This window comes from Psychrobacter sp. ASPA161_9 (genome assembly GCF_051970275.1).
Lineage (GTDB): Bacteria > Pseudomonadota > Gammaproteobacteria > Pseudomonadales > Moraxellaceae > Psychrobacter.
On sequence record NZ_JBEFNI010000008.1, the window covers coordinates 81,065 to 101,621 of the forward strand.

The 20,557-nt window shown below is 41.1% G+C and carries 19 protein-coding genes, 1 tRNA gene and 1 pseudogene; 12 read left to right on the top strand and 9 right to left on the bottom strand.

Annotated features, from left to right (window positions below; translation table 11 throughout):
• Positions 1-160: 160 nt before the first annotated feature.
• The 6 genes from ACTQ9S_RS10285 (at position 161) to gluQRS (ending at position 5,715) form a co-directional block, all read left to right on the top strand.
• Positions 161-688: a Fur family transcriptional regulator gene (locus ACTQ9S_RS10285; RefSeq protein WP_440454885.1), complete on the top strand. Its 528-nt coding sequence runs from the start codon at positions 161-163 to the stop codon at positions 686-688.
• 62 nt (positions 689-750) lie between these two features.
• On the top strand, positions 751-1,563 hold the full coding sequence (locus ACTQ9S_RS10290; RefSeq protein WP_440454886.1) for a metal ABC transporter ATP-binding protein: 813 nt from the start codon (positions 751-753) through the stop codon (positions 1,561-1,563).
• A gap of 76 nt (positions 1,564-1,639) precedes the next feature.
• A complete protein-coding gene (locus tag ACTQ9S_RS10295; protein WP_068038391.1) occupies positions 1,640-2,443 on the top strand; it encodes a metal ABC transporter permease in 804 nt (267 codons plus the stop codon).
• 196 nt (positions 2,444-2,639) lie between these two features.
• The gene (locus tag ACTQ9S_RS10300) at positions 2,640-3,476 is read left to right on the top strand and encodes a metallophosphoesterase (protein WP_440454887.1); all 837 of its coding nucleotides are present in this window, start codon (positions 2,640-2,642) and stop codon (positions 3,474-3,476) included.
• A 577-nt stretch (positions 3,477-4,053) separates the two neighbouring features.
• On the top strand, positions 4,054-4,494 hold the full coding sequence (dksA, locus tag ACTQ9S_RS10305; RefSeq protein ID WP_068038396.1) for an RNA polymerase-binding protein DksA: 441 nt from the start codon (positions 4,054-4,056) through the stop codon (positions 4,492-4,494).
• A 252-nt stretch (positions 4,495-4,746) separates the two neighbouring features.
• Positions 4,747-5,715 carry a tRNA glutamyl-Q(34) synthetase GluQRS gene (gene gluQRS, locus ACTQ9S_RS10310; RefSeq protein WP_440454927.1) on the top strand — a complete coding sequence of 323 codons (969 nt, stop codon included), beginning with the start codon at positions 4,747-4,749 and terminating at the stop codon, positions 5,713-5,715.
• Positions 5,716-5,820: 105 nt separating this feature from the next.
• Here gluQRS and ftsW read toward each other — a convergent pair whose 3' ends face one another.
• Complete coding sequence (gene ftsW, locus ACTQ9S_RS10315; protein WP_203226561.1) at positions 5,821-7,017, bottom strand: putative lipid II flippase FtsW; 1,197 nt, start codon at positions 7,015-7,017, stop codon at positions 5,821-5,823.
• 264 nt (positions 7,018-7,281) lie between these two features.
• Positions 7,282-8,718, bottom strand: coding sequence for a UDP-N-acetylmuramoyl-L-alanine--D-glutamate ligase (gene murD / locus ACTQ9S_RS10320; RefSeq protein WP_068038405.1), 1,437 nt, complete (start codon positions 8,716-8,718; stop codon positions 7,282-7,284).
• Positions 8,719-9,347: 629 nt separating this feature from the next.
• Between murD and ACTQ9S_RS10325 the strand changes: the two genes are divergently transcribed.
• The 4 genes from ACTQ9S_RS10325 (at position 9,348) to ACTQ9S_RS10340 (ending at position 14,184) form a co-directional block, all read left to right on the top strand.
• The gene (locus tag ACTQ9S_RS10325) at positions 9,348-10,847 is read left to right on the top strand and encodes a SulP family inorganic anion transporter (RefSeq protein ID WP_068038408.1); all 1,500 of its coding nucleotides are present in this window, start codon (positions 9,348-9,350) and stop codon (positions 10,845-10,847) included.
• A gap of 124 nt (positions 10,848-10,971) precedes the next feature.
• Positions 10,972-11,826: a universal stress protein gene (locus ACTQ9S_RS10330; protein ID WP_068038410.1), complete on the top strand. Its 855-nt coding sequence runs from the start codon at positions 10,972-10,974 to the stop codon at positions 11,824-11,826.
• Positions 11,827-12,431: 605 nt separating this feature from the next.
• A complete protein-coding gene (locus ACTQ9S_RS10335; protein WP_010197981.1) occupies positions 12,432-12,770 on the top strand; it encodes a P-II family nitrogen regulator in 339 nt (112 codons plus the stop codon).
• 151 nt (positions 12,771-12,921) lie between these two features.
• On the top strand, positions 12,922-14,184 hold the full coding sequence (locus tag ACTQ9S_RS10340; RefSeq protein ID WP_068329692.1) for an ammonium transporter: 1,263 nt from the start codon (positions 12,922-12,924) through the stop codon (positions 14,182-14,184).
• 143 nt (positions 14,185-14,327) lie between these two features.
• On the opposite strand, the gene ACTQ9S_RS10345 is transcribed toward ACTQ9S_RS10340, so the two are convergent.
• From ACTQ9S_RS10345 to ACTQ9S_RS10355, 3 genes are all read right to left on the bottom strand, one after another.
• Complete coding sequence (locus ACTQ9S_RS10345) at positions 14,328-14,711, bottom strand: DUF2147 domain-containing protein (RefSeq protein ID WP_068038415.1); 384 nt, start codon at positions 14,709-14,711, stop codon at positions 14,328-14,330.
• Between the two features lie 231 nt (positions 14,712-14,942).
• Positions 14,943-15,206, bottom strand: coding sequence for a hypothetical protein (locus tag ACTQ9S_RS10350; protein WP_068038418.1), 264 nt, complete (start codon positions 15,204-15,206; stop codon positions 14,943-14,945).
• Positions 15,207-15,270: 64 nt separating this feature from the next.
• Positions 15,271-16,119: a DNA/RNA non-specific endonuclease gene (locus ACTQ9S_RS10355; protein ID WP_440454888.1), complete on the bottom strand. Its 849-nt coding sequence runs from the start codon at positions 16,117-16,119 to the stop codon at positions 15,271-15,273.
• Between the two features lie 177 nt (positions 16,120-16,296).
• Between ACTQ9S_RS10355 and ACTQ9S_RS10360 the strand changes: the two genes are divergently transcribed.
• Positions 16,297-16,387, top strand: a tRNA-Ser gene (locus tag ACTQ9S_RS10360).
• A 181-nt stretch (positions 16,388-16,568) separates the two neighbouring features.
• On the opposite strand, the pseudogene ACTQ9S_RS10365 reads toward ACTQ9S_RS10360, so the two are convergent.
• Positions 16,569-16,775 (bottom strand): annotated as a pseudogene (locus ACTQ9S_RS10365) (M48 metallopeptidase family protein); the annotation flags it as partial.
• Positions 16,776-16,906: 131 nt separating this feature from the next.
• Here ACTQ9S_RS10365 and ACTQ9S_RS10370 point away from each other — a divergent pair.
• Positions 16,907-17,623, top strand: coding sequence for a hypothetical protein (locus ACTQ9S_RS10370; protein WP_440454889.1), 717 nt, complete (start codon positions 16,907-16,909; stop codon positions 17,621-17,623).
• A gap of 93 nt (positions 17,624-17,716) precedes the next feature.
• On the opposite strand, the gene ACTQ9S_RS10375 is transcribed toward ACTQ9S_RS10370, so the two are convergent.
• From ACTQ9S_RS10375 to ACTQ9S_RS10385, 3 genes are all read right to left on the bottom strand, one after another.
• Positions 17,717-17,962 carry a hypothetical protein gene (locus tag ACTQ9S_RS10375; RefSeq protein WP_440454890.1) on the bottom strand — a complete coding sequence of 82 codons (246 nt, stop codon included), beginning with the start codon at positions 17,960-17,962 and terminating at the stop codon, positions 17,717-17,719.
• A gap of 281 nt (positions 17,963-18,243) precedes the next feature.
• The gene (locus ACTQ9S_RS10380; protein WP_068038431.1) at positions 18,244-18,657 is read right to left on the bottom strand and encodes a PaaI family thioesterase; all 414 of its coding nucleotides are present in this window, start codon (positions 18,655-18,657) and stop codon (positions 18,244-18,246) included.
• Positions 18,658-18,854: 197 nt separating this feature from the next.
• Complete coding sequence (locus ACTQ9S_RS10385; protein ID WP_440454891.1) at positions 18,855-19,799, bottom strand: DMT family transporter; 945 nt, start codon at positions 19,797-19,799, stop codon at positions 18,855-18,857.
• Positions 19,800-20,557 lie beyond the last annotated feature (758 nt).

Genomic DNA, 20,557 nt, shown 5'->3' on the forward strand with positions numbered 1-20,557 from the left:
ATGAATGGATTAGCAGTCTAGAGATTATAATCTTATGCCGCTATTTTATTATGTTATACTATAACAATAAAAATGGCTAATATATTTGTCATTAATAACCTTTTGAATGTTTTAGCTTATAATGTCGGACGCTATATCATTGTTTTTTGGAGTCTATGCTATGTCTTCTACCTTATCCGCTTGTGAGCATTTGCATGATGTTCAGTATTTTACGCCGCGTGATGTCAATGAGCGTTTAGAAGCAGCTAAAGAGCAATGCCGACTACGTGGCGTGCGCTTTACCCCGCTTCGTCAGCAAATATATGCGCTGGTATTGCAAACTAATAAACCAGTAGGTGCTTATGATTTAATCACGAAGCTGCAGCAAATGCGTACTATAGCGACCGCGGCGGGTGATAAAGAGGAAGCGCAAAAAAACGTAGCCCCGCCAACCGTTTATCGAAGTTTAGAGTTTTTGTTAAGTGAAGGATTGATTCATCAACTGACTTCAATCAATGCCTATGTCCCTTGTTGTCATCCACGTGCGCAACATACCGCAGCATTTTTAATCTGTGAGCAGTGCCAGCGTGTGCAAGAATGTAGCAGCTTGCCGGTGCAAGAGATGATGAGCTTTGCGGAGCAAGACGCTGGGTTTATTGTTACCCGTAGTGTCATTGAAATTAGCGGACGCTGCCAAGCTTGCCAATGAAGCATTTATACAATTTTTAGATTTCCACTCCGTTTTTTAATTAATTTATCGGCTGTCACCCTATGAGCCTTTTAGTACAATCGTCTAATAAGAAACCCCTTCATATACGTACTGACACTCTATCTGCATCTAGTGCTGATAAAGGCCTACCATTACTTACCTTGAATGATATTAGTTATCATATTGGACAGCAGCGATTGGTCCAAAATATTAATATCGATATTGCTGTCAATGAAACTGTTAGCCTAATCGGTCCAAATGGTGCAGGCAAGTCAACGTTGGTTAAACTTATTTTAGGGCTAATTACACCTACTAAAGGCAAGATTACCGATCATCAGCCGCTACAACTGGGTTACGTTCCGCAACGCTTTTCTGTACCTCCTATCTTGCCATTACGGGTGCAAGACTTATTGGGACAAGCAGATAAAAAGCGTTTAATGCCTGAGCAACGCCAGTTCATTTTCGATAACTTGTCTTTAAACCATTTATTATCACGGCAAATGCTCCATCTCTCTGGCGGTGAAACCCAACGCGTACTATTGGCACGAGCCTTATTAGATAAGCCTAATCTGTTGATTTTAGATGAACCAATGCAAGGGTTAGATCCCGACACTGAGATTTGGCTATATCAGTTTATTGATGAGTTACCAGATTTTTTACGTTGCGCGATGCTGGTAGTGTCTCATGATCTACATTGGGTCATGAAAGGCAGCCGACGGGTGATTTGTTTAAACAAGCATATTTGCTGCGAAGGCCAACCTAGCGAGCTTGCCATTACTGCTGAATTTCAAAAGTTGTTTGGTCATCATTATGAGCAGCCCTATGTGCATAAGCCGCATGCTTGTGAGCATCACGTGCTAAATGATTTACAATAGAGCAAACTAAACGTGCCAAAACTAAAAATAGTTTTTACGACTCCTTTCTTATGAAAAAAATTAACGGATATCAGTTATGACCGCCTGGTTAGCCATCATTGCCCCTGCTTGGATTGCCGGCAGTATTTTAGGTCTACTATCAGCACCGCTTGGCTGCTTGGTATTATGGCGACGCATGGCGTTTTTTGCCGACGCCTTGGCTCATGGGACACTATTGGGAGTTGCACTTGCCGTTTGGTGGCAGCTGCCAATGGGTATTGGTGTTGCCTTGGTCAGTGTCGTGGTAGTATTAGGACTGGTATTGATTGACGATGAACGTCTACCTACTGATGCGGTATTGGCAGTGGTAGCTGTATCGCTGTTGTGCTTAGGGCTATTAACCTTGACCCAGCTTACTGATCAACAAGCGAATGTATTAGGATTTTTGTTCGGTAATCTACTTGAGCTTGATTGGGCTGACTTACCACTACTCGCTGGCAGTGTGCTGGTAGGATTGGGTTTTCTAATATACATCTGGCCTGCTCAAATAAAACTAGCCACCCATGAAGCGCTTGCTCGAATTCAAGGGATTAATCCGACACGGCAGCGCCTATTCTTTATGGGTGTATTGGCAGGTTTCTGTGCGATTGCGTTGCAGGCGGTGGGTAGTTTATTAATAAGTGGTTTATTGGTGTTGCCCGCATTAACGGCACGTTTATGGTCGGCGGCGCCTAGACAGATGGTAATCTTTGCGCTGATCGTAGCACAAGTAGGCGTGACGCTAGGAGTTTGGGGTAGTATTTGGCTTGATATACAGACTGGACTTGCTATTGTATTAGTGTTGGCTATTTTGTTTTTTGGTGCACTGATCGTATCCAAAATTTGGACTCAGCCTCATTAAACATTTTACATATCAACTGCTAAGCTGGGTTAAATAATGAAATTGCTTGACAGGACCTGAAGAAAACCATCAACTTTATTTGGCATTTAAAGCTAGAGGTTTTATAACATTTGTGCTATAAATTCGCTTTAGCATCAGCTTCTACGGCAATTTTTCTTAATCTTTAATTGTCTTGATTTAATAAGGGAATGACCTTATGCCAAGCTATCCTGCTCGTAAAATCAGCAGCTCAGATGGTCAAATAAATGTATTACAGATTACAGATATGCACTTATCTACAGTAAAAGGTGTAATCGACAAAAATTTAACATCTAAATGTTGCTGCACACATAGTTTCGAAGCTGTTTTAAAACAAGCGTTGAGTGAGGATATTCGCTGCGATTTAATTTTAGTGACAGGTGATTTGGTTAATGAAGTCAAACCTGATATTTACGATCATATATTTGAAGTATTACACGCTACCAATATTCCCTTTGCCTGTATCGCTGGCAATCATGATGTAACCGATGAGCTTGGGGGTGAGTTACCATATTTTCAGCGTCAATTAGTTCCTCAGCCTGCAGATGCGCGTTTGCTCAGCCGCCATATTATTAATACTGATTATTGGCAAATCCTACTACTGAATTCTGCAATTCCTGGCAAGGTTGCAGGTGAGGTTACTAATGCTGATATTGATTGGCTATGCGCGCAGCTAAGCGCTTGTGACAAGCCAGCACTTATTGCATTACATCACCATGTGATGCTTATGCATTCAGAATGGATAGATGCCCACATCGCGGACAATGTATCTGCTTGTTGGCAGCGGATGGCAGCATTTCCACATCTGCGCGTTATCATTAGTGGTCATACTCACCAAGATCAAGTGCGCTATCATAACGGTGTTACCGTCTATACTACCCCATCAACCTGCTATCAGTTTAAGCCTTACGAAGATGACTTCGCTTATGATAAAAGTGCACTACCTGGTTACCGTTGGTTGCAATTAGCCAACAATGGGCAGGTTGCAAGCTGGGTTAAAAGGTTGGATACTTGACGGCCAGTTTTATTGGCTCAAATTGACTCAAATAGTATCGCTATTCAAAAGTTAGTATTATCATAAGTATTCTAGTTACTTAAAGCGCTTGTTTATTACAGTAATGTTCAAGGCTTTTGTTAAATAACACTAGGCAATAATACTAGAATAGATGATACTGCGAGTATTAGCGGGACCTAATTAAGTTAAATGGAGCCAACCCAGACAGACATTACAAAATAAGATGGAAATAGGAGCGCCTAGCATCTCACGTTAGGCAGATTATAATGGCTAGGATAGCTAAGACGACCACCAGCCAAGTTTTCGCAATCGGCCATGTACTCATGAACATTATTATTTATACCTAGATGATAATGTTGATAATAGCAATGACAGGATGCGTACTCGTTCATAAATAAGGTTTTATACCCATTATTATGTTGAGACCACCGTACCATTAGATCAGCTGTGATACTTGCGTTACCATGTGGTAAAACGTTCTATAAAGGATAAGTGATAGCATCTGTTGACACCTATCTAAGTTTTATCTTTTAAAACGTCGTTTTATTGAATTAATTTGAAAAAGTAGGATACCCATATGAGCACCCTGACTAAGAACCCAAGTGATATTAAATTCACCCCTTATGTACCTGCTAAAGACGAAGAGTATATGTCTGATGCGCAGTTAGAGCACTTTAAAGCCATTTTATTGGACTGGAAGCATCAACTGATTGGCGAAGCTGATCGTACAAAGACTTATATTCAAGATGAATCTAGTGCCATGCCAGATATCAATGATCGCGCGACTCAGGAAGAAGAGTTTGCATTAGCACTACGCACGCGTGACCGTGAACGTAAATTGATTCGCAAAATTGACAAATCTATGGCAGAAATCGAGAACGATGATTATGGTTTTTGTGAGACTTGTGGTGTAGAGATTGGATTGCGTCGTCTAGAAGCACGTCCAACCGCGACTCAGTGTATCGACTGCAAAACTTTATCTGAGATGAAAGAGCGTCAAAACCAAGGTCATACCTAAACATTAAACTGACACTTTCATATTAGTACAGTAAATGCCACTAATTGATTATCTGATATTTAAAATAATGAGCGACCAAGTAATTGGTCGCTCATTGCATTTTGGTCAATAAATTTAAGCTTGTTAGCCATTGGTTAACAAAATACATCAGTTTAATAAATATCTTTTTATCTTCATCTCTCTTACTCTACTCTCATTCCTTTATTTCAATAGCTGCCCATTTTGACATTTATCCATACTACTGAGACCCAAATGCTGATACCTTCTCAGCCACCATCACGCCCTATCGGACGCTTTGCACCATCGCCTACTGGTGAGCTGCATCTTGGCTCTTTGACTACGGCGCTGGCAAGTTATTGCCATATTAAATCTTTAAACGGTGATTGGCTTTTACGTATTGAAGATACCGATACTGAGCGCTGTGACCAGCAATTTAGTGAGCAAATACTAATAGATTTAGAAGCCTTAAGCTTGCATTGGGACGGTGATGTTGTCTACCAGTCTGAACGCATTGATATTTATAATGATTATCTATCTTCAACACTTTTGCCCCTAACTTATGGCTGTCAATGCTCACGCAAGAGTCTAGAGCAGTATTGGGAGCGCAAAGCTATTGTAGAAACTTCAAACTTGCAAAATGCAAACCAGAAACTGCTTAATAGACAACGCTATCCACGCTGCTGTGTAGATGCAAGCCTTAATAAAGATCAACATAAACTGCGCATACAGCTGCCAGACTATTTGATTGGTTTTAGAGATGGTATTCAAGGACTGCAATGGGATAATCCGCAGCAAACCTTGGGTGATATGGTCGTTCGTCGGCAAGATGGCATGATCAATTATATTTTGGCAGCAAGCCTTGATGATGGTTTGCAAGGCGTGACTCATATTATGCGTGGTCTAGATATTTTACCTATGACCACAGCGCAAATCAGTATCATGCAAGCCGCTCGCTTACCTGCTATTGAACAGTGGTATCACCTGCCACTAATATGTAACCCTAATGGCCAAAAGCTCTCTAAACAAAATCTTGCCCAACCGATTGATACCCGCGATCCAAGTAAGCTAATCGCTCATGCTTTACAGCTATTGCAACAGCCTCTAGTCGACATGGACACCCCAGCACGCATGTTAGAGCAAGCAGTGGCTCAATGGGACAATACGCCCTTACAAGGTAAAACCTCTCTAAATATCCCCAATTCCTATATCCCTAATCCTTAAAAAGCAAAAAGCGCCGCTTAATAGCGACACTTTTATTACGTTAATTTTTATGGCTATCGCTAAACGGAACACGCTACCCTTACTTTTAAAATTAACGAGTTTTTGTTAGAAATAACGACATTGGCTTTTTTCTATCTCAGGGCTTTCTTTGTAGATTTTGAGTAGTAACGCGACCATCACCAAACTAATTAGCATTGATGAGCCACCATAACTAAAGAATGGCATCGTCAAACCTTTAGTCGGCATCGCACCCATGTTCATAGCCGCATTAATAATCGTCTGCGCAATAAAGATAATCCCAATACCAAAAGCTGTATAACTCATACGCATTTGGCGACGTTTTAGAGCATTGTAGCTGATACGCATAGCACTACCGATGATAAGCGCTTCTAATAATAGAATCATAGTTACGCCAACAAAGCCGAGCTCTTCACCCGTAATAGCCAATAAAAAGTCTGTATGTGCTTCAGGTAGATGTGATAGCTTTTGCACGCTCTCACCATAGCCAACACCTGTAAACTGCCCGCGACCAAAAGCAATCAAGCTACGTGCCAGCTGATAATCAGTATCTTGAATGTCATCAAATGGGTCTAAAAACGATAAGACCCTTGTGAGTCGATACTGCACCATAGTAACTGCCAGCACACCAAGCACACCAACCACTGCTCCTAGTGCCACAAACTGCTTATAGGGCGCGCCAGCGATATAAAATATCGCAAATACTGTCCCTACAATGACAACCAACGAACCAAAATCAGGCTGTAGCAATAGCAGGAAAGTCAGTAGGCCAATGACTAAGGAAATACGTAAAAATCCATCCCAGCCATTGCGTACCTCAAACGAGCGCCGTACTACAAAGTCAGCAACGAAGACAATCACTACCAGCTTTGCTAATTCTGCAACCTGAAAGTTAATAACGCCTAAATTTAACCAACGTTTTGAGCCGTTGATAGGCGCACCAAATAACGTTGCTATTAGCAGTGCACCAGTCACACCCAGCAAGATAAACTGCGTTTCGGTCTGATACAGCGTCCTTAATGGCACAAAGTAGTATGGTATCGCAGCAGCAATTAATCCAATACCCATGTATAGCAGCTGATGCTCAAAGAAATACAGCTCGGTCATCCCACGACTCAGCGCGAAAGGAATAGAAGCCGAAGCCACCATGAGCAAGCTGAGCACCATCATACAACCGACGCTAGATAACAAAATAGCGCGCGCTGAGGGCAAAGATAAAACACCATCTGAACCAGAAGCCGATTCAGATTTTTGAGAAGAACGAGAAAGGAAAGAGAGTGCCATAATATTTAAATACGCTAACAAACAAAAAAACACGACGTCTATTCAACGCCACCGTTTAAACTAAATAAAAAATACGCCGAATGACTGTTATAGCTAGTAGCTGTTATAACTTGTCGCTATACAGTCATTTATAATAGCAATTAATAAATGATAACTGGGTCTCATTAGAGAAAAATGACCCCATTAAACTAGAACTGGTTAACTGTGATTGACAGTAGCAGTAATTCATAAGCAAAACAATCATTTATCATCTAAATACTCGGATTAGACAGTCGTATCAGCAGCATCGGTATTTGTAACCAATTGTGCTACCAACTGGCTGAAATAATCACCGCGCGCCGCATAACCGCTAAACTGATCGAAGCTAGCACATGCTGGCGACAATAGTACTGCTTGTACTTGCGACAAACTACTCGCGGTGACTTGCTGAATACTTGCAAATGCACCTTCGAGGGTTTGACATTGATGTAGCACCACATCATCACTTAGCTTGGCAGCGCGCAGATGCTGTTCAATCTGCTGGCTATCCTCACCGATAAACAGAACTTGACTGACGTACTGGTTAATAAAAGGTGTCAACTCGCCAAATTGCTGACCTTTACCTTGGCCACCTAAGATTAATAGTAGCTTACCATCTTTGGGTGCATATACCGCGCCTAGCCCTTCAATAGCAGCGATGGTCGAGCCAATATTGGTTCCTTTGGAATCATTAAAATAATCAATTCCTGCCGCAGTTGCGACATATTGGCAGCGGTGATCAAGTCCTGTAAAGCGTTGTAAGGTAGCAAGCATGCTATCAATAGGTATTCCTGCAAGCTCACCGAGTGCTAAAGCTGCTTGAGCATTAAGCAAATTATGGCGACCTTTAATAATAAGTTTTTCTGCTGATAATAATCGCTCTGTACCGTGTGCCAGATGAATCTGTCCATCAGGATCAGTAATCAGACCATACTGACCTTTGTCAGGAGCATGAATACCAATGCTTAAACGTGGCAAATTATCTGCTACTAGTGGACGAGTCAACGCATCTTCACGGTTAATAACTACCGACTTGGCACCTTGAAAAATACGATGCTTGGCCTGATGATAACCAAGCATGTCGCCATGACGATCCAAATGATCAGGCGACATATTAAGGACTGTCGCTACTTGAGCACCCAAATTGGTCACGGTTTCTAATTGAAAGCTGGATAATTCAAGGACTGCCAAGGTCATGTCGCTATTAGATAAAAGATCTAATGCTGGCACGCCAATATTACCGCCGACACCAACATTGATACCTGCATCAGCGGCCATTTCACCAACCAAGGTGGTCACCGTACTTTTGGCATTAGAGCCAGTAATGGCGATGATTGGTACATCGCATGCTTCACAAAACAGCTGAATGTCGCTTACAACCGGAATATTAGCCTGTCGTGCTGCTGCGACAGCCTCAGTTTCAAGAGATATACCAGGGCTAATAATAATACGCGCCGCTTTCTGCAATAGCTCAGCATCAATAGCGCCAAACTGACGAATTTCAACAGCAGCAGGTAATTTATCTGCTAACACTGGTGCGGACTGTCCATCTGTTACTGCCACGCGGTAACCTTGTTCAGTCAGATAACGTGCTGCCGATAGCCCTGACTGTCCCAATCCGACTACCACTTGTAGGCCACCGCCTTTATGGATTAAGTTGTCTGTTGCAGCGAAGGTCGTCATATATTTTCCTTTTATGAGGCTATTTACTTGGCTATCAAAAACGATGGTTATTGACACTGCATCGGGCAAGTGCACGATATAAAATTTCTAATTACAATGATGGTGAGCATCATAACGGTATCGTTCATGTTTCGGTACTGCTTTTTTATCACTTTGTGGTATTATGCGGATGTTTTTATATTAAGTTGCTGAGGTCTTAACTGGTAATTTAATTTTGTATTCCGATTAAGCAAGTTGTGACCTTTATTACGCTATTGTCACTTTGTCCTCAATAGCTACTCATACTGTCATTATGTTGTGGCAAACGCTTTTATTATAGCTGTTTTGCCATCTTACCTGACAATCTATCTGCTGTGATACATCATCATAGCCATTTGTGCATTATCTTAGGTTTTAATCATATTTTACTATTGGCAATACTGCAAACGACTCAGTGGCCATACTCTTTATTAAGCATTAATAACTTTTAAAATAGTGCAAGTGCAAGACCGCTTAGCAGCATTAGTCTGTTGGGCGACGCGGTAGCTTTCTTAGTGGCTGGTATTATCAATAGACCGTTATGGTTGACAGGTAGTATGACTACTAGGTAATGATTGCTTTTTTTGCCTCTAACTCTATGCAGTTTACTTATGACATCTTTTTTTGATAGCTTACGTGACGAATGGTTTTCTAATGTACGTGGCGATGTGTTATCCGGTATCGTCGTCGCATTGGCGCTGATTCCAGAAGCCATTGCTTTTTCTATTATCGCGGGCGTCGATCCAAAGGTTGGCTTATACGCCTCGTTTTGTATTGCGGTAGTGATTAGCTTCGTTGGTGGTCGTCCGGGAATGATTTCCGCTGCGACAGGAGCAATGGCTCTCGTCATGGTTGACCTCGTCGCTGATCATGGTTTGCAGTATTTACTTGCAGCAACGCTACTATGCGGTGGTATTCAAATCGTAATGGGTATCCTAAAGCTTGGTAACCTTATGCGCTTCGTCTCTCGCTCAGTGGTGATTGGCTTTGTCAATGCGCTTGCAATTTTGATATTTGCCGCCCAGATACCAGAGCTTAATCCGGCGACTGAACGTGTTGGCTTGACCGTTTATATTATGACGGCAGCAGGTTTGGCGATTATTTATCTGTTTCCGCTTATTCCCAAAATTGGGCGCATCATTCCTTCGCCACTCATCTGTATCGTTGGACTGACGGCAGTTGCCCTATATATGAATTTAGATATTCGTAACGTTGGCAGTATGGGCGACCTTCCCGACTCGCTTCCGGTATTTTTGCTACCTGATATTCCCCTTAATCTAGAGACTTTGTTTATTATTGCTCCTTACTCTATCGCCCTAGCTATCGTGGGTCTGCTTGAATCAATGATGACAGCGACGATTGTCGATGAGCTGACTGATACCCCAAGTAATAAAAACCGTGAGTGTCGTGGTCAAGGTATTGCCAACGTCGTTTCAGGTTTCTTTGGCGGTATGGCTGGTTGTGCGATGATTGGTCAGTCAATGATTAACGTAAAATCCGGTGGTCGTACGCGCTTATCGACGTTGATGGCTGGTGTTATCTTGTTAATTATGGTGGTTTTCCTAAGCGATTGGGTCAGTCAAATCCCAATGGCCGCTTTAGTCGCTGTTATGATTATGGTCTCAATCGGTACTTTTAACTGGCAATCTATTCGTGAATTCAAAACCCATCCAATGTCATTTAACATTGTGATGCTAGCGACTGTTTTGACCACTGTATTTACCCATAACTTAGCTTATGGTGTTGGGGTTGGCGTACTACTATCAGCCTTAGCCTTTGCTAATAAAATTGGTCAGTTCTTAACCATATTTAGTGATTATGATGATAGCAGCAATACCCGCTATTATTATGTCCAAGGACAAGTGTTCTTTGCCTCAACGACACAGTTCTTGCAAAGCTTCGATACCAAAGAAGCTTTGGACAATATTGAGATTGATGTGAGCCAAGCCCATTTTTGGGATATCAGTGCAGTCGATACTTTGGACAAGCTGGTCATGCGCTTGCAACGTGAAGGTATTGATGTCAAAGTAGTTGGCTTAAATAATGCCAGTCGTACCCTGATCGATCGTTTCTCTATTCACGATCGCCGCGATATCGGCCTATTGGATTAGACAGACAGGCACAAATTTCTAACTTTTTATCAGAGTCTACTGATCAGCAGCTATTTATTTTAGCTGCTGTGTCGCTCTGTTTCGCTTGACTGTCCTTTCTCCTTGAGATGATGTGATTGCCCTTATGAGTAACTTAAAACCAGATAGTGTTATTGCTTGTCTAGACTGTCCTGATCATGTACAAGCGGTGCTAGATGCTAGTATGTGGGCTTCTTCGCGCCTGCAAGCGCCCGTAGGCTTGTTACATGCAGTGCCAAGCGTACAACAAAAGGCAGCCGTCAATTACTCAGGCTGCCTAAATATCGATGATGAAAATCATTTGCTTGATCAATTCACCAGCCACGAGCACTTGAGTAACTCAGAGCTTAAGGCCCAAGGTAAACTCTTACTGCATCAAGCAACGGCTTATTGTGATCAGAATTTACACAAGCGAAAAATATATACTTTGCATCGACATGAAACCCTAGGCGAGAGTATCGACTATGTTGATGAAAAGTCGCAATTGATAGTTATCGGTCATCACGTTACCTGTAAATCAACTTTAAGCCAGCTAATACGCTTAAGCCACTGCCCTATTTTGGTGACTCATGCACCATTTTTGCCCCCTACTACTGCGTTATTTGCTTTTGATAATCGTGCCACTTCCCACAAAATGCTTAATTGGTTATGTAAAACACCCCTTGTTCGATCATTAACCATTCATATTGTGATGGTTGGTAAAGACACTTCCGAAAACTGCGATGCGCTGCGCGAAGCTTATGCGCGCCTCAAACAAGCAGGTATTAACTGTAAAAAATCCTTATTAGACAGTCGCGATGTTTGCTCCGCTTTGAACTACTATCAAAGTGAGCACAATATCGGCTTACTGATGTCTGGTGCCTTTGGGCAATCACGACTACGTGAGCTACTCAAAGGTAGCGAAACCAAGAAGCTATTGGGCACTACCAAAACTCCTTATTTACTCTTTCCAAAAGCCTAAACCTCTTCATAGTTAACTCTATCATTCTTGAATCTCCATAAATATAGACGATATGTCCGCTGCTCTTAGCGCACGTATCGCCTTGCCTTGCGGCTTAATCTAGCGACTGATTAGCTGTCACTATAGTTGCGAAACTTACTCTACTTCTGTCTCTCTTAACTTATCAGTTGATTAATCTTAAATTGCTTAACTATCTATATCCTTATGATAGATATTTCTATGTTCATTCTATTTTAATATTTGCTCCTTGTTCTTTGTAATATTTTCGCAAATCATCACAGGATAGCCTCCCCGCAAAGCACCAAAGTTGGTTATAATAAAGTTCTCGTTGCACCTAACGTTACAGGCACTTCTGCTATATTTGTCCTAAATTTACTTTGTATTTATGCGGACTATTTCGTTTTTATTGCACCAAATACTATGACAATATAAAGCTTTTGCCTGTTATAGTGGCTATCGTTCTGGTATTGAATAAGTCTAAGCGTTCCTCCCCCTTGAGTGCGCTTGGCACAATTCTTGAACGACTTACCATAGGCATGGCGAAGGTATGATGCACTAAAAATTATGCAACGGCCTGCGACATCACTCATATAAGGAAATTTCTTATGAAGTTAATCACTGCGATTTTAAAACCATTCAAACTTGATGACGTGCGTGAAGCACTATCTGATATTGGCGTTAAAGGCGTCACAGTCACTGAAGTTAAAGGGTTTGGTCGCCAAAAAGGACATACTGAGTTATATCGCGGTGCAGAATACGTGGTGGACTTTTTACCAAAAGTAAAAGTTGAAGTAGCGGTTATCGATGAGATGGTTGAACCCGCTATCGAAGCTATTACTCGTATTGCCAGCACCGGTAAAATCGGCGATGGCAAGATATTTGTCACGGCACTTGAGCAGGTTATCCGTATTCGTACTGGTGAAACGGGGCCAGATGCTATTTAAAGCCTGTAGTTAAACAACGGATAAGCAGTCTTGCACATTATTGGTGCAAGTATATTTTTAATAAATATAGTCTTAAAGAGGATAACTGCACCGTAAAGTACATCTAGAAACAAGCCGATCTACCGCATTCACAATTCAAGGGGGAATTAAGATGCAAAGTCAGATTTTTGAGCTGCAATACGCACTCGACACGTTTTATTTTTTAGTGTGTGGGGCACTGGTCATGTGGATGGCCGCCGGTTTCACGATGTTAGAGGCCGGACTGGTTCGATCCAAAAATACCGTCGAAATCTTAACCAAAAATATCGCGCTATTTGCCACCGCTTGCACTATGTACATGATATGTGGCTATGCCATCATGTATGGTGGTGATTTATTTTTAAGTGGTATTGCAGGCGGTGAGACTTTAGTAGAAGATGCCTTAGCAGCCTCTGCCGAAAATGGCTTTTCTGGTGATTCTGTTTACTCTGCAGCATCCGACTTTTTCTTCCAAGTCGTTTTTGTAGCTACCTGTATGTCGATTGTCTCAGGTGCTGTTGCTGAGCGTATGAAACTTTGGGCTTTTTTGATGTTTACGGTAGTGATGACTGGTTTTATCTACCCATTAGAAGGCAGTTGGACGTGGGGCGGCAAAGATGTCCTTGGACTATTCAACTTAAATGACATGGGCTTTTCTGATTTTGCAGGCTCCGGTATTGTACATATGGCAGGAGCATCGGCAGCACTAGCTGGTGTATTGTTTTTAGGAGCACGTAAAGGTAAGTACGGATCTAATGGTGAGATACGGGCGATTCCTGGTGCTAACCTACCATTAGCAGCGCTGGGCACCCTTATATTGTGGATGGGCTGGTTTGGCTTTAATGGTGGCTCAGTACTCAAGCTAGGTGATATAGCCAGCGCTAACGCAGTGGCCATGGTGTTTTTAAATACCAATGCAGCAGCTGCGGGTGGTGCAATCGGTGCCTTGTTGTTAGCACGCCTTATTTTTGGTAAAGCTGATTTAACCATGCTCTTAAATGGTGCACTAGCAGGTTTGGTAGCGATTACTGCAGAACCCTCCACTCCATCTGCATTGCAAGCGACTCTTTTTGGTCTAATCGCAGGCGCCATTGTAGTGTTATCTATTCTGGCTTTAGATAAGATAAAAATTGATGATCCTGTCGGTGCTATCTCTGTCCATGGGGTCGTCGGCCTGTTCGGTCTACTAATCGTCCCTATTACCAATCCTGCTGCTAGCTTAGTCGGACAAATTGCAGGCGCTGCGACTATTTTCGTTTGGGTATTTATTGCCAGCTCAGTAGTATGGGCAATTATCAAAGTGGTCATCGGTCTACGTATCTCTGAAGAAGATGAGTACGAAGGCGCTGATATTGCAGAATGTGGTATGGAAGCTTATCCTGAGTTTACTAAATAATACCGATATCTAAAAATATGATTAGCTATAAAAATAATAAAAACCCGCATCACCAATTGGTCATGCGGGTTTTATTGTTTTGATTTAAAATATTAACTGAGCAGATATCTGTCATTATCAATTAGATAGATGAGAATAAATGCTTATTTCTTTTTCCACGTTTGACTGCGTGAAAATGGTCCTAAGTAACCTTTTAGATTAAGAGTATCACCGCTTAAATTCGCAGTCATACGATAAGTCTTGTTTTTCTCAGGATCAGTGATAGTACCACCACTGTACTTACCACCACCATCAGCTTTTAAATCAGAGATGATGGTCATACCAACGTGCTTTTTACCCTTTTCAGATACAGTGCTAATTAGCTTACCCGTCAATACGCCATTTGACTCTGTGATTTTGACTACACCTTTAGGCTTGCCGTCATCAAAAGTTTGCCAAGTAGTATTGGCTAATGGATCAGCGGCAAATGCCATAGTGGCCATACTGATACCAGCAACTGCTAAAATAGATTTTGTAAATAGTTTCATAGATCGACTCCATTCGTACGATGATTACTCAAAAACATTATGTTTTCGTGCTTATCCTATGCTATCAGTTGTTTGCTGGTAAATTCTATTAGTAACTTAAACTACTAATAATTTAAACTACGCAATCAACCTAAATAACATCTTCTGCACTCATTATAGACAAAATCCGAACTTTGCCTAGTAATTTTTTATAGATTATTGTTTCTATAAAATTAAAACTATATCAAATAGTTACAGAAAAGGATTGTCTATATTTTCATCTTGTCGGTCATTTTTTTCTTTTGACGTCAGCGTTTTTTTACTGTTTTCGGTAGAGTTTTCAAAAGCTTGTAATATCTTGGTCGTCAGTTCATGTAACTGCTTTGCTTGCTCATGACCTGAATCATTGAGATATAAGTCAACGTCACCATAGATGATAATTTTGTCTTCTTGATTTTCTATAATCAGCTCACCAATCTGCATACTTTGGTGGTTATTTGCAAATGGCTCAATCATTTTACTCTCCATACTCAAGTAGTATTGGGCAATATTAATAGACATTATTTAGGCTGGTATTGATCTAAGCTTGCAACTGTGCGACTAACCATTCAAGAATCGCCCATACAAACAACATCCAAGCAGGTTCTTCAATTGGCGCGTCATCTGATCTATCTATGTTTTCTCCAGCCTTCAATGGTAGCTCTAATGCTTGCGCTTTGGTTTTTAGGTCAAGTACTGGTAGGACATCGATACCAGTTTTGGCCGTTAACTCATCAATACTGATGACCTCTATACGCTCTGACTCGTCATTAGGGGCATAGTAAACACCTGCTTGATTGGTCGCTGGAACATAAACTGCCTTAAAAAAATGACTAGGTACTAGCACCCGCCCAGCAAGCTGTTTGGTTTTTTTATCGGTAAATGCGACACCCGTGATGGTATAAACCTCACCATATTGCTGAGTTAAATAGCGAGTAGCAGACTCTATATTACGCCAAATATAGCGATTATTACGTGGAGACTGTGGGGCAATATTGGCTAAACTAAAACTGTCATATTGCTGGCTACGTGTCGCCATGTCAGCATTAGGCGCTAAATGCCCGCGGTCATAGCCGGAGCCTGAATAATCAGACAATGAGGCACGCGCTGACCTTGGTACTCGGCTCTCTTCGTGAAAGCTGTCTTCACGGTCGATTTCTTTGGCTTGCTGTAAGCGCTGACGGGTCAAATGCTCTGCTGACCATAATGGTGTACGCGATACGCCTGAATACATAACAGCAAAACCGTCCATACAGAGGGGTTGGGTCTTTGCACTTAGCTTATCATTGACAAATTCAGGATAGATACCACCATAAAAAGACTGGCTACATTGGGTAAGATCATCTGCATGTGCTGGCGATATGCTTACCATGACAGTAATTATCGTCATTATTATGCTATTTTTAAAACTATATATAGGTCTAACAAAACTTATCATTCAACTTTCAACCGTCTATGCTTACTATTACGTATACGCTATCCTAGCAGGGGTCTACAAATAAAGAAAGATAAGGCTCAAGCCGTGACATTTTAATTCGTATCCGCTATACTGAGTCGTTCAAAAAACGGTGAAGTGGGTGAGTGGCTGAAACCGCACGCCTGGAAAGTGTGTATACGTTCATAGCGTATCGAGGGTTCGAATCCCTCCTTCACCGCCAATCTTATTCTGTTTAATCAAAATCTCATTTCTACTATCTTGTTCTACCCCTTCGTTAATACTTTCAAAGATCTTATGCATAAGGCTTACAGCTTCATTGTGTCACATCTTTTAAAAAAACTTCCTGCAAAAAAAACAACTATGTCATGCTTACCCTATCTATGATTATAGTTTTTATACGCTCACTCATTTAAATACAGATCCGCCATACTATCAAGTCTAGCTTTTACCTCTTTCCAATTCGGCATCACTTGCGTTAGTAAATGCCAAAAACGCTCACTGTCATTATGCTCGGCAATATGACACAGCTTACAAATTATCATATAAGCAATGCCTTCCTTTATTGCCTTCAGTAAATGCCGATTGAGTATCAAATTACTTTTAATTGAGCAACTGCCCCATTATTTTTTCATTGTCACTGATTTAAATATAGAACTATTCGTTGTTAGAGACATTGCTCAAAAATTCGATTATAGTAGACATTTATAGCAATTATCTAAATCAACTGAGGGGTTAAACCATGAAAACACTAGGATTGTGTATTGCAGCAGGGCTGGGCTTAAGCGCTTGTGCTGGTGGTATGAATGGTGGGACGACAGGTAATACTAACCAAAACAATATAGTGACTCAATATCCTGTTGAGGCTGCCATGCTCAACATTTATACCAAACAACGTAGTGATAAATTAGTTGCCGCTGTCGGTAATCAAAGCCTATCAGCAGACATCCAAGTTATGCCCAAAGGCAGCATGCGATTCAATAATAAATCCGTACAAGGTACAGAAATAAATACAATCAATAAGATGAATAATCAAATCACTGAGCAATCGGTCGCTATTAATTACTTTACCCTGAACCCATTGGTTTTCTATGGCTTCACGGATAGCACGGGTAAATACTCACTATCGAACCAAACGACCACCATCCCTAAAATGGCTATGGTGGGTGATTCTAGTAAGCTGATTACTGAAAATGTTTATGCTGATAGCAGCATGCGTAACAAGATAGGGACGTATAACCAAGACTGGTCTCTTACGCGAGATACTAATAACACAGCATGGTTCTGTATAGAAACATCAGGCAATCTATTAGTCAGCTCTGATCCTTCAAGAACTTCAGGCACTTCATCAGAATGTTATAAAATCAATGCCAAAGGCGATCTCTTAGCGAGTAAGGTGACACTAAGTCAGCCGAGTATTAATGGCAGTACTAAGACCGTAACCTTTACCAGTCAGTAGTTATTATGTTTATCACATGACCTTTGTTGCATAGCAATGAACAAAAAATAGCGCCTAATATGGGCGCTATTTTTATACGATTAAACATGACTATCAAGAACGGTGTTCATGAATATCTTTATGTTTACTTTTCGCGCTCTGTGCAGCCGCTATTCTATTAGACTTATGACGTGAGACTGTCACCTTGTTTTTTACGTGTTTATGTTTAGCGTCTACCTTTTTTACGATAACTTTTTGGTGCTGTACTTGAGCGGTATGATGTTTATTAAAATTGGGTGCCGCATTTGCTTGGCTAACCATTGCCAAGCAAGCAGAAGCCGCTAGAATTGAGTTTACCATTATATTTTTCATTATTATTTCCGTCTGAATTCATATCAACTATGAATTGTGATTGAAGATGCTTTATCTAATATCAAGCTAAACAGCTATCATGAAAAGAGCATCGTGATAAAGGATTGCTTTATCGACAACGAAAATGATAAACGATTCCAGTGTTAAGTAGATTTATGAAAGCTAAAGAAAGGTTGCGATTGTTGCTGGTACTCTGACCTTATCTAAAGCCAACCACATAATAAAAAATTCAGTTTCAGTAGTCAGCACTTTCTGGAACAGTGTGAATTTTAAACAAGTTTGGGCGGTACGGAATATGTGCCAACTACATGAGCTACCATATCGCTAGAGCCTTCTGAGTAAAGGGAGACCTCGCCTACTATCAGCGTGCGCCCTACTTTCATTAAGGTACAATCAGCAATAATACGTGCTTGTGCTGATGGTTTGCGCAAAAAATTAATGGTAAGACTCGTCGTCACAGTTAATGGAACAATACCTATTTTACCTAGTATCGCCACGTAGATAGCTACATCAGCGATGCTCATTAATACAGGGCCAGAGACTGTGCCACCAGGACGCAGCTCGTTTACACCAATATCGTGTGCTAAGGTCGCACCATTCTCATCTACTGCTTCGACAACGCACTTGGTTTGTGGAAACTCTAATGCCATAAAGGCGACAATTTCTTCTTTGGTTGCAGACATATATATCCCTTAAGTCTAATTATCCTTGTTGTGTACTTCCTGCTTTTCTTCTAATTTAGTATCGTCAAGTCGTTGATGCTTCTTCGAATAACGCCTTTCTAAACAATACCTTTTTGAATGATAGCTTCCTAAATGATATCAGTCCATGATTTTGAATGTTTAATTGAAATTATCATAGAATTTGACTATAACCATATTTAAATATCTTCTGTCGGTAGCGTCGCCATTTTCACCCCGCCCCATGTAACAAGTACGACCCCGAGCGCAATCAGCGATGCACCCAAAAACAGTCCCTCTGGAGGAGTCTCACCCTGCAAAAAAATAGCGGCAGGAACTCCAACGACTGCTCCTACTGCTCCCAACAAACTTAGTAAAACTGGACCGCCAGTTTTCTGCAGCAAGAACAGCAGTAAGAATTGGCCTGCGAAAATGAATGCTTGTACAGCGATTAACGCAAGTGGTCTGAATGCTTTTGGCGGAATAGCGAGTGAGAAGTTTGGTAATATGCTAACGATACCAAGTAACACTGCAGCTGCGATCAACATCCCTGGCGCCAGCGCACTGGGAGAGGCATTATCCGGCCAACGTAAGGTACGGTATAGATTGCCAATCGCTAGTAAAACAGGCCCGCACAGCGCCAGTAACACCCAAAATACGCTGGCATCTGGTGCAGAGAACTTGCGCGCCGCTAATACTCCCGCACCTGCCAGTGCGGCTGCTACACCAAAGGCGCGAAGTGCATTGAAGCGCTCCATTCGTAGTGCTAGGGCGCCAAGATAAGTGAGAAGCGGTGGCAAAGCGATAATCAGTGCAACGAATCCTGCACCGACTTGAGGAATAGCTGAGAAGAATATTAAATTGGAGCCTGCAACGCTTACCAGTGCCGCTACTAAATAGTATTCAAAGCTGCGTTTATTTAGAGGTGGCAGCTCATTTCGTAAGAGCGCGATAACTAACAGGATAATAGACGCCCCTGTAATCGACCAAAAAAGAAAAGCCAGCGGGGTTAAGTCTATTTCGCCTGCATATTTTGCCAGATTAGTAGACACTCCTATTAGCGCACCTCCAGCTAACAGGCAAACAAAAGGAATAAACCATCTGGTTTTGTCGCAAGACATTCCTTGCTCTCTGAACTCACTCATCGTTTATCCTAGCTTTGCTCACTTTTTTTGCTATTTTGAAAGCGAGTTATTTAGAGGCTAACTTGTTTATTATTTAGAAAATAACTTGTCTAGAAATCATCCTCAAAAATCCATTGTCATTTATTATTTTCTCTATTTTTAAGAGCTTCTTTCTTCTTTCCATCATATTGATTTATTGATATTTTTGTCAAAAGATACCTTACTAGATAAGCTCTATACAATCAAATTCAACCATATTGGTAGCTATTATTACCTGACTATTATCCAATCAACCTTTGAGTAAATCCTTAATAAAAAATTTTTATGGAAGTAGCAACTATCCTTTACTTAAAGGTTTCAAGTATAGTGTTTATATAATAGAATACGCACAACAGCAGTCATAAATTTTATCAAAAATTAGATTATTCACGAACTATAGTTTGCATATATATGTTCTTATCGTGTATATTCTTTTATATGGATATTAACGATAAAAAAAGGGATATATGGAAATGCAAAAAAGAGTGCATGGTATATCACTCACTGATCATGAGGTATCACTGATACACACTTCATTGAGTAATTTTCAACGAGATCTAATTAATCGTTTTAGGTCTTTAAAAGAAGTGACTGAAGAGGGAGAGGAGGTTTGGATTGGTGATTATGATAGAATTCAACTGGATGTCATCGATTCAATACAGAAAAAACTATCACAATTTTAGGCCAGAGTCATAAGTCGCTGTGCAACTACTTAATTTTTGTTATTGGCCCTGCTATCT